The sequence below is a fragment of the Arthrobacter sp. P1_D12 genome, from assembly GCF_056406175.1.
In genome coordinates this window covers 54,947-68,390 of the sequence record NZ_JBFUAR010000011.1, presented here as the reverse complement: position 1 = coordinate 68,390, position 13,444 = coordinate 54,947, and the positions used below count along the sequence as shown (strand labels likewise).

General features: G+C 63.3%; 15 protein-coding genes. 12 read left to right on the top strand and 3 right to left on the bottom strand.

Translation table 11 applies throughout. From position 1 onward, the window contains the following. On the bottom strand, positions 1–447 hold a 447-nt coding region (locus AC1DZV_RS10140; RefSeq protein ID WP_476953633.1), incomplete at its 3' end, for a serine hydrolase domain-containing protein. A gap of 365 nt (positions 448–812) precedes the next feature. Between AC1DZV_RS10140 and AC1DZV_RS10135 the strand changes: the two genes are divergently transcribed. From AC1DZV_RS10135 to AC1DZV_RS10095, 9 genes are all read left to right on the top strand, one after another. Beyond that, positions 813–1,319: an SRPBCC domain-containing protein gene (locus tag AC1DZV_RS10135; RefSeq protein WP_476953629.1), complete on the top strand. Its 507-nt coding sequence runs from the start codon at positions 813–815 to the stop codon at positions 1,317–1,319. Positions 1,320–1,492: 173 nt separating this feature from the next. Beyond that, positions 1,493–2,068 carry a recombinase family protein gene (locus AC1DZV_RS10130; protein ID WP_476953628.1) on the top strand — a complete coding sequence of 192 codons (576 nt, stop codon included), beginning with the start codon at positions 1,493–1,495 and terminating at the stop codon, positions 2,066–2,068. A 635-nt stretch (positions 2,069–2,703) separates the two neighbouring features. After that, positions 2,704–4,047 (top strand): ParB/RepB/Spo0J family partition protein, encoded by a 1,344-nt coding sequence (locus tag AC1DZV_RS10125; protein WP_476953627.1) that lies wholly within the window; start codon positions 2,704–2,706, stop codon positions 4,045–4,047. Positions 4,048–4,709: 662 nt separating this feature from the next. After that, a complete protein-coding gene (locus AC1DZV_RS10120; RefSeq protein ID WP_476953626.1) occupies positions 4,710–4,985 on the top strand; it encodes a glutaredoxin family protein in 276 nt (91 codons plus the stop codon). Beyond that, positions 4,982–5,494 (top strand): single-stranded DNA-binding protein, encoded by a 513-nt coding sequence (ssb, locus tag AC1DZV_RS10115; protein ID WP_476953625.1) that lies wholly within the window; start codon positions 4,982–4,984, stop codon positions 5,492–5,494. The genes AC1DZV_RS10120 and ssb overlap by 4 nt, the downstream gene beginning before the upstream one ends. Before the next feature lie 98 nt (positions 5,495–5,592). Beyond that, positions 5,593–6,027 (top strand): hypothetical protein, encoded by a 435-nt coding sequence (locus tag AC1DZV_RS10110; RefSeq protein WP_476953624.1) that lies wholly within the window; start codon positions 5,593–5,595, stop codon positions 6,025–6,027. Next, positions 6,017–6,283 (top strand): ParB family protein, encoded by a 267-nt coding sequence (locus tag AC1DZV_RS10105; protein ID WP_476953623.1) that lies wholly within the window; start codon positions 6,017–6,019, stop codon positions 6,281–6,283. The genes AC1DZV_RS10110 and AC1DZV_RS10105 overlap by 11 nt, the downstream gene beginning before the upstream one ends. 3 nt (positions 6,284–6,286) lie before the next feature. Continuing rightward, complete coding sequence (locus AC1DZV_RS10100; RefSeq protein WP_476953622.1) at positions 6,287–6,568, top strand: helix-turn-helix domain-containing protein; 282 nt, start codon at positions 6,287–6,289, stop codon at positions 6,566–6,568. A 47-nt stretch (positions 6,569–6,615) separates the two neighbouring features. Then, positions 6,616–7,320, top strand: a complete 705-nt coding sequence (locus AC1DZV_RS10095) for an SOS response-associated peptidase (RefSeq protein WP_476953621.1) — start codon at positions 6,616–6,618, stop codon at positions 7,318–7,320. Between the two features lie 240 nt (positions 7,321–7,560). Here AC1DZV_RS10095 and AC1DZV_RS10090 read toward each other — a convergent pair whose 3' ends face one another. Next, a complete protein-coding gene (locus AC1DZV_RS10090; RefSeq protein ID WP_476953620.1) occupies positions 7,561–7,881 on the bottom strand; it encodes a hypothetical protein in 321 nt (106 codons plus the stop codon). 206 nt (positions 7,882–8,087) lie between these two features. On the opposite strand from AC1DZV_RS10090, the gene AC1DZV_RS10085 reads away from it, so the two are divergent. From AC1DZV_RS10085 to AC1DZV_RS10075, 3 genes are read left to right on the top strand one after another with little or no spacing between them, the layout of a single operon-like run. Further along, a complete protein-coding gene (locus tag AC1DZV_RS10085) occupies positions 8,088–8,483 on the top strand; it encodes a plasmid mobilization protein (RefSeq protein ID WP_476953619.1) in 396 nt (131 codons plus the stop codon). A 7-nt stretch (positions 8,484–8,490) separates the two neighbouring features. After that, a complete protein-coding gene (locus AC1DZV_RS10080) occupies positions 8,491–10,089 on the top strand; it encodes a relaxase/mobilization nuclease domain-containing protein (protein ID WP_476953618.1) in 1,599 nt (532 codons plus the stop codon). Between the two features lie 9 nt (positions 10,090–10,098). Further along, positions 10,099–10,848 carry a hypothetical protein gene (locus AC1DZV_RS10075; protein WP_476953617.1) on the top strand — a complete coding sequence of 250 codons (750 nt, stop codon included), beginning with the start codon at positions 10,099–10,101 and terminating at the stop codon, positions 10,846–10,848. Positions 10,849–10,903: 55 nt separating this feature from the next. Here AC1DZV_RS10075 and AC1DZV_RS10070 read toward each other — a convergent pair whose 3' ends face one another. Next, positions 10,904–13,243 (bottom strand): hypothetical protein, encoded by a 2,340-nt coding sequence (locus AC1DZV_RS10070; RefSeq protein ID WP_476953616.1) that lies wholly within the window; start codon positions 13,241–13,243, stop codon positions 10,904–10,906. Between the last annotated feature and the right edge of the window lie 201 nt (positions 13,244–13,444).

Sequence of the window (13,444 nt, the reverse complement as noted above, 5' to 3'; positions counted from 1 at the left end):
TGCGTCTCCGTAGTCGGGCATGCCGGAGTTGTGGTCCAGCAACTGGCGGACGGTGATCGGTCCGGGCGGCCGCAGCGTGGTCCGGAAACTCTCCAGGACGCCGTTCACCGGGTCATCGAGCCCAATGAGTCCCTGGTCGACGAGTTTCAAGACGGAGACGGCGACCATCGACTTCGTAATACTGGCTACCGATACCCGGTCCTGCGGCTGAGCAGGGTCCTTGCTGTCCAGGTTTCGCACCCCGTAGGCCTTGGACCATTCCCCGCCAGGCCATCGCACCTGAACAACAAGGGCCGTTGAACCGCCATCCATAAAGTGCTGGACCCGGCGTTCCAGAGACTCCGTCGCTGCCTGGATCGCTTCCTGGGTCACTGCTCGGGTCGCGGCGACGCTTGACGGAGCCGGCCCTGGAGGGGCCCCTGCACAACCGTTCCCGGCAATGACCAAAGCCGCGGAGACAACTGCGGCACCGAGCGGACCAAAACGCGTGCGCGACCAGGCAGCCAAGGCACCCATGACATCGTTGTACGCCTAAACGTCTCCACTGGATAGGCCCGGCCCTCAAGTCCCTCGGCAGACAGCCCGCTTACTTGGAACCTCCTCCCGGCGCCGCTAGGGGTTCCCAACCGGACTCCCTTAATCCCAGGTTGTGCAGGCGACTTCGGAAACCGACACCCGGGTGTCATTGTTCGAAGTTGTCTGCACTGATCCTTTTCCGGCTTCCGCAACACGATTGGGCGAGGGTCTAGACACGATGCAACGTCGGGCTGGGCAAAATCCACTCAGGGAATACCTCAGCTATATCGAGCAAGATGTCTCAGAACGGCGTTAGGGGTCTGGTCATGCCTCTCATAGAAAGTTCAATTCGCACGGCGAATTATCGTGTCTTGCACACCTGGTCCATAGACGTACCGTCGGACCGCCTTTGGTGGGGCCTCACCGACTCGGAGGCGCTGCCGCACTGGTTAGGGAAGCTGAGCGCTGGAAGATTCGTCACGGGAGATGTCATAAGAATCGAGCACGCGGAAAACTACTTCTGCACCAGTCGCGTCCAGGAGTGCGAACCGGAACGCCGGCTGCGCATGACCTGGGAGTTTCCGGACGAACCACTCTCGACAGTCCTCATAACTCTTTCTCCCGAAAATAGTGCGACTCGCCTGACGTTAACGCACGACGGACTCGGAGACGAAGCAGCCAACTACCTGCCCGGGTGGCACACCCATTTTCTGTATCTAGAAGCGCTGCTCCTGGGCCAGCCTCGATCCATGACCGACTTTTGGTCGACATACGAGGAGCTCTCCGCAGCTCAGGCCAAGTAACCTCAATTCATCTGCGATACGGCCTGTCTCTGAAGGCTGCCCGTAAACCGGTCGATCACCGTGCCCAGAAAACGCGCCGCTACGTCCCGTGCAGGTGCTGGCTCAGTCCATGTACGCAAGACCCGCACGGTGATATGCACGGTGATGGGGGGATTACTGCAACCATGCTCCTCATGACCGGAATGAAGATCGGCTATGCCCGCGTCTCGACGAACGAGCAGGATCTGACCGCTCAACGAAACGCCCTCCTTGCCCTGGGTGTTGAAGAGAAGCAGATCTTTGTCGATCACGGACTTACAGGAGCTAACCGTCTGCGCCCTGGACTCCGTGAAGCGATGGCGGCATGTCGAGCCGGCGATACCCTCGTGGTGACCAAGCTCGACCGACTGGCCCGCTCCCTTTCTGATGCCAGGGACATTGCCGATGAGCTCACGGCCAAAGGGGTAGTCCTCAGTCTCGGCGGCAACACCCACGACCCGACCGACCCGGTAGGCCGGCTGCTTTTCAACGTCCTGGGAATGGTGGCCGAGTTCGAGGCGGATCTGATCCGGGCACGTACCCGCGAGGGAATGACGGTCGCAAAAGCCAAGGGGCGGCTGAAAGGCAAGCAACCAAAATTGTCCAAGGCGCAGCGGAAGCACCTCCTGAAACTGCACGACGCCGGGGAGCACACGCAGGCCGAACTAGCCGAACTGTTCCGGGTATCCCGGACGACCGTGTACCGCGAGCTTCAAAGACGGGCCATCTGAAGACCGCTGCGGTGCCGCCGGCTGTGAGTGCACTAAGCGCTGCGAGAAGAACACGATTTAGCGCCGCGATTCACTGGTTGGAGCGGCGCAGCGCTCTACGCCAACAGCAAGCCCGTGCTGCACGTGAGAGCACTACAACGTAGCCCGAATCGACGTGCTGCCTGAAGACTCTGGGTTTCGGTCTCGCCAGCAAGCGCCCGGGCCTACTGCACGGGCCTCGCTTCGCTCGGGCTGTAGAAGCGCTTTTTCTGTTTTGGCTGCTGTCCTGTCGGATTGTACGTGTCCGCTCCGGCCGGTCTAGCCCCTCCTTCGTCGGGGCCTGCGGTGCAGGAATTTCCCTGCGGCGCTCCTTCGTCGCTGATTTCCTTCGGGAATTTCCCGCCCCTTGCCCTGCGGGTAGACAGGCCTCCGTCGGCCACAGCTCCGCAAGCTTCGCCAGCAGCCAAAACAACGGGGGGAGAGGGGACGCTGGCCGGTCACCAAAGCCGCCCCACCCACCGGCAAAACAACTTGGCCCGCACCCGCACCCGTTTCCACCCGCTTGACAGACATAGAAGCGTCGGGGGGAGAAGGGGAAGCTGGCCGGTCACCCACCGCTCCCCGCCCACCACATCCTCGGAAAAGGACACACCACCATGAACACCACACCCACGCTGGAACAACTCAACCCGGCCACCCTGACGGTCGATATCAACGTCCGGAAAGACGCCGCCCTGTCGGCCAGTTTCGTAGCCAGCATCAAGGAACTCGGAGTCCTCGAGCCCGTGATCGCGCACCGCAAGGACGATGGCACCGTGCACGTGCTGATGGGCCAGCGCCGCACTCTCGGAGCGATCGAGGCCGAACGCGACTCCATCCCCGTCATGATCGTGGCCAGCCCGGAGGAAGCTGACCGGCTCATCACGCAGGTCGTGGAGAACATCCAGCGCACCGAACTCACCGAAGCCGACGAGGCAGAGGCCTACCACCAGCTCTCCCTGATCGGCGTCTCGGCCGCCGCGATCGCCAAGAAGACCGGACGGACCAAGATCACCGTTGAAAGCGCTCTGAAGGCCAAAGCGACCACCGCCGGTGCCCAGGCACTGCACAACGGCTACACCGTCGAACAGGCCCTCATCCTCGCCGAATTCGAAGCCGACGAGGACGCGACGGCCGAGCTGGAATCCGTCATCAAGGACGAACCCGAATATCTGGACCACATGACCCAGAAACTGCGGGACGAACGCGACTCCCGCGAGCAGCTGGCCGCGTTGAAAGCCGCCCTCGAGGCCGAGGGACAGACCGTGGTGGAGGACGCCGGGCACTACGGCGACCACGACACCCTCCGCGTGGACGCGCTGAAGCGGGCCGACGGGGAACCGGCCACCGAGGAGGACGCCAACGCCTACTTGGTCAGCACCGACTACCGGCGCCAGCACACCGCCGTCCCCGTAGTCACCGGCTGGAAGGATCTGGGCTTCACCCCGAAGTACGAACGCTACGACGGCGGCACCGGGGCGCAGAATGGCTCGATGACCGAGGAACAGAAGGCCGAGCGGAAGACCCTGATCGCCAACAACCGCGAGATGGAAACAGCAACCAAGGTCAGGCGGGAATTCGTGAAGACCCTGCTGTCCCGCAAGGCCGCACCGAAGGGCTGGCAGTACTTCACCGTCCACGCCATCACCCACGACCCCGAAACCGCCAGCGGCTACGAGGGCAAGGTGGCCGCCGAGATGATCGGGGCCAAGACCGGTGAGGGCACCGACCGGTGGGGCTGGAACCCCCTGCGGGACCACATCGCCGCCACCACGGCCCGGCCCGAATTCTCCCTGATCGCCCTGATCTGCGCAGGCTATGAAAAGACCATCCAGAAAGACTCATGGCGGAGCGCCGAAAAGCGGCACTTCCACTACCTGAACCAGCTCATCTCCTGGGGCTACACCGCCAGCGACGTGGAGCAGATCATCCTCGACAAGCACACCGCCGAAACCGAGTAATCTGACAGTGAGCCGGGCGGCTGACCCCCAATACAGCCGCCCGGCCACTCACCCCGTGAAGGGCCGGGAACCTCCCGCAACGCGGGGGTCCGCCGCCCAGGGCGAACCACAGCAGCCACTCACCAGCGGCGGACCGCCGTTGGCGCGACCGAGCACGACCTACCTTGGACACCGCGCACCGACAGGGCCGCCCACCGGCCCCTGCCCAAGGACACAGACCTGGCCCGCGCGATCACAGTCCTTGCCGGTGATCACCACCCCCCAACTTCCGCAGCTTCGAAGTGGCTCAACACATCACCGCCGGGCTTTTTGTCATCACCCATCGACCGCACCTGCGTTCATTGTCTCCCCAGACCGGTCAGCAGCCGGGAAGATTGGCCGTGGACGACAGCAGGAGCGGGCGGGGACCCTGCCGTGCGCAGATGCGGCGAATCCCGGGGCAACTTCTACCGCGGCTCTATTCCGGGGACCGGGTGTGCCGGGTGGCTCAACGCCTCTTTGCTGACGGTCTCACCGGCGCGAATGGTCACAAAAGTGCAGGCAAAAACCTCTAGAACTAGCGGAAAAATTCCTATTTATTCAGTTGAATGATTGGTAGAATTGAGGCAGCAGTACAGAGCAGACGAACCTAACTAAGAGTGATACGAAACCGAGGACTGACCATGACTGTCACCATCTACACCAAGCCCGCAGGATGCTTTGGCTGCACCAAAACCAAGCAGAAGTTCACCGACGCCGGTGTCGCCTTCACCGAGGTGGACGTGACCACCAGCCCGGCCGCGTTTGAGTACATTACCGAAGAGCTCGGCTACTCCCAGATCCCGGTCGTGGTCTACGACAAGGACAATACAGAGGACCACTGGTCCGGGCTGAACCCGGACAAGATCGCCCGGGTCATTGGAATCGAAGCCGGAACCCGGGAAGGCGTCTCCGCATGAGCGGCGGGACCGCCATTATCGTCATCGGCAACCTCACCGCCGACCCCGAGCTACGCTCCACCGGATCCGGGACGGCCCTCACCCGATTCACCATCGCCTCCACCCCAACGACCTTCGATGCCAGGCCCGGTAAGTGGGCCGACGGGGACACCGAGTTCGTGCCCGCGACGGCGTGGCGCGGCACCGCCGAACATGTGGCAGCGTCGCTGACCAGGGGGATGCGTGTGATCGCCATCGGGACCCTGAAGCCCCGGTCCTATACGACGAAGACGGGGGAGGTGCGCACTGTTGTCGAGCTCGAGGTCGAGGACATCGGCCCGTCCCTGCGCCACGTCACGGCCGTGGTCACGCGCACCGGTCCGGGTCCGGAGCAGGACGAGGAGCACCCGCCGGACAGGTTCAGCCTGTCCCCCCGGGAGTACGGAGACGACGAGGCGTGGTTCGGCCTCGCCGCCAACCCGGCCGGCCACATCAACCTCCCCTCCCCTGATACCGAGCCGGTCTTCTAATTACTGTCCGCGGCCACGGCCAAGGCTGGCCGTGAGCCATCTGCAGCACTAGTCTTCAGACAGCACCGTCCCGCCCCCGTCCACTGAAAGGCTGGTCCATGACTCACGATGATGAACTCCGGGTCTGGGCCAAAGGCACCTACACCCTTGAGGCGGCAACGGAGCTCCTGTTGCGCGCCTTCGGCGGCCGGTTTGCCAGGCTCGGGCAGCCATGGGTGAAGCAGGAGGACGGCGGCGGAAACGTGTGGATCGATTTCGCGGCCATCCCGGAACACGTTGACGGGCTCTCCGGCGGGGAGCGGCGTTTCCTGCTGCTGGCCACCTCGCTGTCCGACGCTTATTCGGTCGATCTGGGCAAGGTTGTTCCGGGACTGGACCGGGGCAACCTTGACCTCCTACTGGCCGCCATCGCCCACGCCGGCGGTAGCCACGAGCACTCGGATGTCCGGACCACCGACGACGGAAGCATGAGCCTGAAGCCCGGATACCTGGACAGCCTCCACCCCTGGCCCAGGACGCCGGATGCCGGCTAAAAAAATTCCTGCGTTCACCCCGTACTTCACCGAGGAACAGGCCGGGCAGGTCCGGGCAGCGTTCCTGGCCACCGGCCGGCTTGAAGGGGACGCGAGCGTGTCGGACTTCATCGTCCGCGCCACGATGCGGGAAGTGAAACGCTTGCAGCGCAAACACAACCAAGGCAGGACATGGGAGCCCGCCCCGGCCGGGACGCTGAGGCACGGCCAGCGCACCCGCGACGAGATCCGCCAACGCGACACCAAGGACAACTGACCCATGCCCGGAAAGACCACGGAACCGGCCCAGACGCCGCCGGCCCTCAACGGCCGGGTATGGCCGAGAATGCTGACGCTGGATCAGGTGAAGGAGATCCTGAACGTCAACAGCCCTCTGGTCTATACGCTGGTGCGCAGCGGGGAACTGCGGGCCGCGCAGTTCGGCGGCCGGAACGTCTGGCGCGTCCGGGAAGACGACCTGCTGGCCTACATCGAAGCCGCCTACGACAGAACGGCCCAGCGGATCGCGGCCGGACAAATCCCGGAAACCACCGAGGACTGACCCGCCTATCCCTCCGCCGCAACCCCTGCCGGGGGGAGAATTAAGGCATGTGCGGCAGGTACGTGATGTCCAAGGCCACCGGGGATCTCCTGGCCCATTTCGAGGCGAAGGAAGTCGAGGGCAGCCCGCCCCCGCCGTCCTGGAATGTGGCGCCAACCCAGGACGTCCCTATCATCGCCGAGAGGCTGGATGAGGACGCGGTGGAACGCCGGCTCCTGATCGCCCGCTGGGGCCTCGTCCCGTCCTGGGCGAAGGAGGTGAAGATCGGTTCGAAGCTGATCAACGCCCGGAGCGAATCCATCCTGGATAAGCCGGCCTTCCGCAAGGCGGCGATCAAGCGGCGCGCCCTGATCCCGGCCGAGGGATATTACGAGTGGGAGAAAACCCCGGACGGGAAAAAGATCCCGCACTACCTCCACTCGGAGAAGAATGAGTTGCTGGCCTTTGCCGGGCTTTATGAGTTCTGGCCGGACCCGTCCCTCCCCGTGGATGACCCGCACCGGTGGCTGCTCAGCTGCACCGTGCTCACCACCACGGCCCACGACTCCCTCGGCCATGTCCACGACCGGGCCCCGGTCATCGTCCCGCCGGAGATGTTCCATGACTGGCTCAACCCCGGCACCACCGACAAGACCGAGGTGCAGAGAATCCTGGATGCCATTCCCGAACCGGTCCTGACGCCGACGGTGGTCACGGACCGGGTGAACAGCGTCCGCAACAACGGCCCCGAACTCATCGACCCGGCCACCTGAACCAATGGAACAACCTACCCGCCTGGGGCGCCAATCAAACCTCCTGCCGGAGCGGCAGCGGCACCCGGCGATGACCGGAAACGGACGACGGCCGCCCCGGTAAGGTGACGGCCGTTGGGTGGTTTGGTGCACCCGCTCGCGGGTGCTTTTTTTGTGGTCCTTGGCTGATGAAAGCCGGCCCTGACGTCTGGTGCGCCGGGCGCCCCAGGCTTGGTCCATGGGGAAGGACCCGGCCGCCCGTTAGGGCTGTGTGGTCGCGGTGGTCAGGACGTCACCGTGCGGGGGAGTGGACGCCTGTCCGGCGGTCTCCACCGGTGAGGCTTTGCGCCGGCGGGTGACTGCCCCGGGTTCGAGGCCGAGCTTCTTCAGCTCCTCGGCGTTCCATCCATCCTTGGTGGCCCGGACGTAAGCGCGTTTGTCGTCGCGTTCGGCTTCGCTGAGTTGTTCCTTGAGGTCCGCGACCCGCTGCCGGGTCTTCACCAGTGCGGTGACGGATTCGATGCGCGAGTCGAGCAGCGCGCGGGCCTGGTTACGTGTCTGTTCAATGTCGAGGTTCGCCATGCCACCCACCCTAGCCCGCCACCTACTGGCGTCCGTGGATGACACGGTGACAGGCGGATGGTTCGGTGACCGCAGCGGAGCAAGCTGGGAACTTAGCCGGGCTAAGTTCGTGTCGCTCCACGGATTGCCATCCTCGTCACGGCAGACTGAAGTCTGGTCCCGGAGTTCCGGGTCGCTGCGCTGGCAAAGGAACGAAGGGCGGGACAATGACTGAAGGCAACGGCTTCGCCGGTTGGAAGTCCCGCCGCCGCCGGGCCAACGTCGACGGCGGAAGAATGCACCGTCACGAGGTCAAGGTCAGCCCCGAAGAAGAAGCCCAGCTTCTCGCCCTGGCGGAGAAGCACCGCGTCACGATCCCGAGGCTTCTGATCGAAGCGGCCCTGAATGAGGACAGCGAAAGCCCCTCGGAACGGCGCGATCAGTTCATGCAGCTTTCCACTCTGCAGCGCCTTGTCGGGTCAGTCGCGAACAACATCAACCAGATTGCCCGGCACGCCAACTCGACCGGCGAAGTGCCGCCCGAAGCGGCGGCAACGATAGCGCACGCGAAGTCCGTGATCATCCGGATTGACCGGCAGCTCGCCGAGATGGCCGGCCGGTGATTCTGCCGTGATTCCGAACATTACCCAGGGCGACCGGATGGCGGGCCTGATGATGTATCTCGCGGGCCCGGGACGCGCCAACGAGCACGAGGAACCGCACCTTGTCGCCGGCGACTCGGCACTCATGGCATGGCACGACGATAACGAACTGAACCGCGACGCGGCCCTGGACATCGCCAACGCACTGGACAGGGCACACCAGTTCTACAAAACAGAGGTTGACGGCGGCCACGTCTTCCACTGTTCGCTGAGTTTGGCCGCGGAAGAAGGCCAGCTTAGCGACGAGCGTTGGGGTGCCATCGCGAACGACTTCATGAAGGACATGGACTTCACCGAGGACGGCGGCAAGGCCCCGGTCCGGTGGGTTGCCGTCCGTCACGGACTGAGCAAGAACGGCAACGACCACATCCACATCGTGGCCAGCATGGTCCGGGACGACGGCACCAAATGGAACAGCTGGAAGAGCAAGTACAAGTCCCAACAGGTCGCCCGGACCCTCGAGAAAAAGTACGGCCTCACCGAGCTCGACGCCGTACGGGCCGAACGAGGCTTCACCCCCGCGGAACAGGCCAAAGCCATCCGCCAGGGACTGCCCGAGGTGGAACGCCACAGCCTCGCCCGCAAGGTGCGCGTCTGCGCCGGAGCATCGACGGATGAGGCAGAGTTTGTCCGCCGGGCACGCCAGGAGGGGATCCTCGTGCGCCCCCGCTACGCGGCTGGCCGTACCGACGTCGTGACCGGCTACTCCGTGGCCGAACGCCCCCGCAAGGGAGAACGTGCCGTGTGGTTCGGCGGCAACTCGTTGGGACGTGACCTGGCGTTGCCCAAGCTCCGGGCAGAGTGGGAGAGCACCCCGGAGTCAGCGGCGTCCGCAGTCGGGGAATGGAACGCTGCGGCGCGCAACCGCCGGCCGGTAAGCCCCGGCCGGGAGACGCTGCAGCCATCGGCTGAGCTGTGGAGCAAGTACGCCAATGACGTCAGTTCCCTCCGGGAGAAACTGGCCACCACCCCGCACGATGATCATGCCGCCTGGGCGCAGGCAGCCTGCGAGACATCGGCGGCTTTCGGTGCATGGTCCAAAAGGATCGAACCGACCCCGGGACCGCTGGCGGACGCCGCCAGGGAGCTCGCCAAGTCCGCCCAGTTGCGCCGTTACCCGGCACGCCCGGTACTGTCCTTGCCCTCGGCACGCGGGGCCACCATGATCCTCCTGGCCGCGACCTCCAAGAGCGACCGCGCCGCCTACGCCCTCATGTTCCGGCAGCTCGCCCAGACAGCACGGGCCATCCACGACATGCACAAGGCCACCGACGATCTGCGCCGTGTCCGGGGTCTTTCCACAGCCGTCCGGGCAGCCAGCAAGGTTGTCGAAGCCAGCGCCACCGCGCAGACACTCAAGGCACAGTCGATGTCAATGGAGACACTGCGCCAACAGCACCCGGAAGCGTCCGAGGAAGCCCTTAGATCAAGGCTCCTGATCGAACGTTCACAAGGTGGATCACCGCTGCCACCCGTTCTGACCCGACCGGACGCAGCGCAGCTGCAGGGAGCGCAGTCACGGACCGAAGAGGCCCACCGGCAGAACAATCCAGGCATCGAGCGATAGGGGAAGAGCATGAGCGAAGCAGACGGAATGGAAGATGCAGTGGACGGGGCGATGCGTACCGGGCTGATGGTCGCGGCCCGCATCGGCGAGCAGCTTGCCAGAATGCGCGAACAGGAACAGCGCAACATCGCCGCAGCCGAGGAACAACGGGCCCGGGAGCTGCAGGAACGCTTTGACGCCCAGCGCGCTGCCGCTTGGGCCCAGCTGGCGCCGGTCGGCCGCGAGGACTGGTGGGACAAAGCCACCCCCGAAATGATCGAACGGGTTCACGAGACCGCCACGGCATGGAAGGCCCATGACACCGAAGCGGCCCAGGCAGCCGGGAAAATCAGCGAACAGGTCCAGAGCCGCTACGGCATCGATGTGAACAACACCGGTGCGGACGAGGCATCCGTGTCCGAGGCCCTTGCACGGGCACAGCAGGCCCGCTCCGAAGCCGAAAGGGAACGGACCAAAGGATCGGCCGCGCTCACCGATGAGATGGTGGCCGGCGCAGCAGTTGCCGGCGCCAACCGACAGGACCGGGCAGACAAAAGCGACCCGGCTTGGGATACCGCCGAACGGCGCCAGAATCTGGCCGAACGGCTGGAAGGCATGGGCGACCGCGAAGCCGTAAACTCACGGCTCGTGGCAGACAAGCACCAAGGCACCCACCCCGCGGCCGCCGTTGCGCAGAAGCCCTCGGTGGCCAGGACATCGAAGATGTCCAGAACAGGCGGCAAAGGCAAAGCACTGGAACGCGGCGGGATCGAACGCTAATACGCGAGGGGAGGAGCGTCCCTTGTAGTCACGGCAGGGGTTTCTTAAGTGAATCTCAGGCGAGGACGAAGTAGAAAACCTCGCCGGTTTGTTCTTTTGTCTGATTATTAACAAGAGCTGTCCAAGCGATGTTGACCTCCATGGACTTAGGCGTCCCATTCCAGTTGGCGACTGTTATTGATCCCACGAAAACATCAAGGGATCTGAACACGGTGACGGCGTGCTTCATCTTGTCCCCTGTTTTCGGGTGGATGAATTCGATCGTCGCCTCCCCTGCCAAAGCGTAGTCAACGTGCCCGCCTCCCGGAGGGGTAGGTAGGGGGATGGTTATTACGCAACTGGTGGTGTTCGGTTTCTGCGATCCAACGAATTTCTGGTTCCCACCGATCAAGGTCCATTCAAGCTCCGTGATGACTTGATAGCCCACACCAATGGCCACTTGAGATGTGATGGCTAGAGTGGCCGGCGGAGGCGGGGCGGGCTCATGAATGGGTAGATCGACGGACCCCGATGTGTAGCCCTCCGCGTTGACGGTGAAGTGGATGGGAGACGGCGTCTTGTCCGAAGTGGTGACCGTGAAGGGCTGGCTGGTATATCCCACAAAGCCCACGGGGCCGTATACGGGCGAGCTGCCGCTTGTATACAACAGGATGGTGCCCGTCTCCGCATCTCTGGCATGTATGGTCACGGCGACGCTTTGACCGCGGTCCACGAAGCTTGGGGAGACCTCCAGAATCATTTGTCCCGTCGTGGCGAAGACATTATCTGGTGAAAGAGCACCGACTTCCCCGCACATTTCCTGGCGAACCCTGACCCTATTCCTCTCTCGGAGGTCCCCCACATAGATTGGCAAGAGGGTACTGGTGACGTTACCTGTCGCCCAAACGCTGGTCCTTAGTACGTCGTTGACGAACACGTGCACCCTTGCGCCGGGAATGGCGCCGGAAACCCACACCGTGCGGTTGTGCCCGGGACGTATCGGCTCGTCCAGACGAACCGCGTTGAGGTCTCCATGGTCCAGGACCTCAATCTGCGCAGAATTGCGCAGATTGTCGTGCACACACCCGGATTCGATCGTTACCCATATCTGCTCGCCGGCCCGCAGGCTTCGGTTCAAGAGGATCCATCCATCCATGTCAGTTTGCTTCCAGTAGGCCAGCAGGGGCCAATCGGACGCGTCAGAATGGACTGTGATCACACACCCAACGACGTTCAGCACGTTTAGCCACCATGCGCAGGCCACAGGCGGGGTAAAGAAACCGGGCGGGACCTCCTGAATGGATGAAGGCGGCCAGACGTGGGCGGGATCCGATTCAGAACTCAGGGCGCAGGCCCGTTCCGTAAGAACAATGGATGGATATGGGGGCGATGCCGGAACCAGGGAGGACAGGTCGCCGAAGTAGTAGCTGTCCGAAGTGGAGTCTACTGGGGCGCCGGCCCTACCCAGCATAGTCGTGCCCCCAACACCACCCCGCATCTCGAAGGTGAGTTCAGTCCCCGGGCTCATGCGGCTGGCTGCTACGGCCACCGTTAGCGGACAATACTGGGTCGAGGGTGCAAGTAAGGGCGCATCCAACTGCTGTGTCGGATCAACAACAACGGGTCCGGAGGGAATGCTTTTTCTGCCGAGCCGTCTCAGGGCCGAAGTCGCGTCGAAAGTAGCAGGGGCATGTGCATCTCTGGGTAGCATTGCCCAGAACGTTTCTTCCACAGCCCGGTATTCGAAGACATCGCCTCCTGTGCGCAATTCCACGTAGCATCCCGGCACCGCCCCGCCCACAAGTACAGCGCGGGCACACTCATGAATGGGACCAATGATCACCGGCTGCGCAGGAGATTCATCTCCTTTGAATCGACGCTCCGCTGGAAGTGACTTTCCATCCGTACTGGCAACTGGCCCAACGCCGGGAACCTGAACCGTTTGGACTGCCTTCAGTTCATCGCCGGCGGAAACGGGCCCGTGGATTTCAACCTGAAGTACGCCTAGGTCGGCCGTTTGCGGCCCACCTATCAACGTGTTGCTGCTGGAAAAGACTTCAACGGTGGCACCGGGGTACAGTCCGCTGATGGCGATCCAGTCAACGACGGTATGAACGCTGGACAGAAAAACAGGCGACGGCAGGCTTTTTTTGGGGTAGTCCAGAACTATCTCTGGGGGACTCGGCTTGCTTGTTTCACCGTCCAGGCTCCAGAGAACCGTGATCACGTCCTGCGGCTGCAAGGAAAAACCTGTAAGGGGGATTTCGACCGTGTTGCTGCTCGCGGTTTGCGTTCGATTAATAGCGTCCCCATTGACCAGGATGCTGGCCACGGCGCCAGGCAGAACATGCTCCGCGTGGACAGAGTCCGACAGCGGAGTGATTGGTCCAAGGATTTTTGCAAGTACCAGAGGCATGACCGCCCCTTTCCCTTTAGGGAGGCCATCTGAGGCTCCGGACCTAAAGGCTGGACCCTAACCGACCACGAGGTCAAGAGCATAACGAATCAGTCAACGCGTCGGCGGGGAGTGGTCTCACTAGCCCGGGAGTTTCACGGGTGCGGCGCGGAATGGTGTGTTTAAAAGTCCGAACAGGAGTTCTCCTGCTCGGTGGGATAC

Excerpts from the sequence above, each read along its gene's own strand:
- AC1DZV_RS10135 (WP_476953629.1), top strand. The coding sequence starts at position 813 with ATGTCTCAGAACGGCGTTAGGGGTCTGGTCATGCCTCTCATAGAAAGT.
- AC1DZV_RS10130 (WP_476953628.1), top strand. The coding sequence starts at position 1,493 with ATGACCGGAATGAAGATCGGCTATGCCCGCGTCTCGACGAACGAGCAG.
- AC1DZV_RS10125 (WP_476953627.1), top strand. The coding sequence starts at position 2,704 with ATGAACACCACACCCACGCTGGAACAACTCAACCCGGCCACCCTGACG.
- AC1DZV_RS10120 (WP_476953626.1), top strand. The coding sequence starts at position 4,710 with ATGACTGTCACCATCTACACCAAGCCCGCAGGATGCTTTGGCTGCACC.
- ssb (WP_476953625.1), top strand. The coding sequence starts at position 4,982 with ATGAGCGGCGGGACCGCCATTATCGTCATCGGCAACCTCACCGCCGAC.
- AC1DZV_RS10110 (WP_476953624.1), top strand. The coding sequence starts at position 5,593 with ATGACTCACGATGATGAACTCCGGGTCTGGGCCAAAGGCACCTACACC.
- AC1DZV_RS10105 (WP_476953623.1), top strand. The coding sequence starts at position 6,017 with ATGCCGGCTAAAAAAATTCCTGCGTTCACCCCGTACTTCACCGAGGAA.
- AC1DZV_RS10100 (WP_476953622.1), top strand. The coding sequence starts at position 6,287 with ATGCCCGGAAAGACCACGGAACCGGCCCAGACGCCGCCGGCCCTCAAC.
- AC1DZV_RS10095 (WP_476953621.1), top strand. The coding sequence starts at position 6,616 with ATGTGCGGCAGGTACGTGATGTCCAAGGCCACCGGGGATCTCCTGGCC.
- AC1DZV_RS10090 (WP_476953620.1), bottom strand. The coding sequence starts at position 7,881 with ATGGCGAACCTCGACATTGAACAGACACGTAACCAGGCCCGCGCGCTG.
- AC1DZV_RS10085 (WP_476953619.1), top strand. The coding sequence starts at position 8,088 with ATGACTGAAGGCAACGGCTTCGCCGGTTGGAAGTCCCGCCGCCGCCGG.
- AC1DZV_RS10075 (WP_476953617.1), top strand. The coding sequence starts at position 10,099 with ATGAGCGAAGCAGACGGAATGGAAGATGCAGTGGACGGGGCGATGCGT.
- AC1DZV_RS10070 (WP_476953616.1), bottom strand. The coding sequence starts at position 13,243 with ATGCCTCTGGTACTTGCAAAAATCCTTGGACCAATCACTCCGCTGTCG.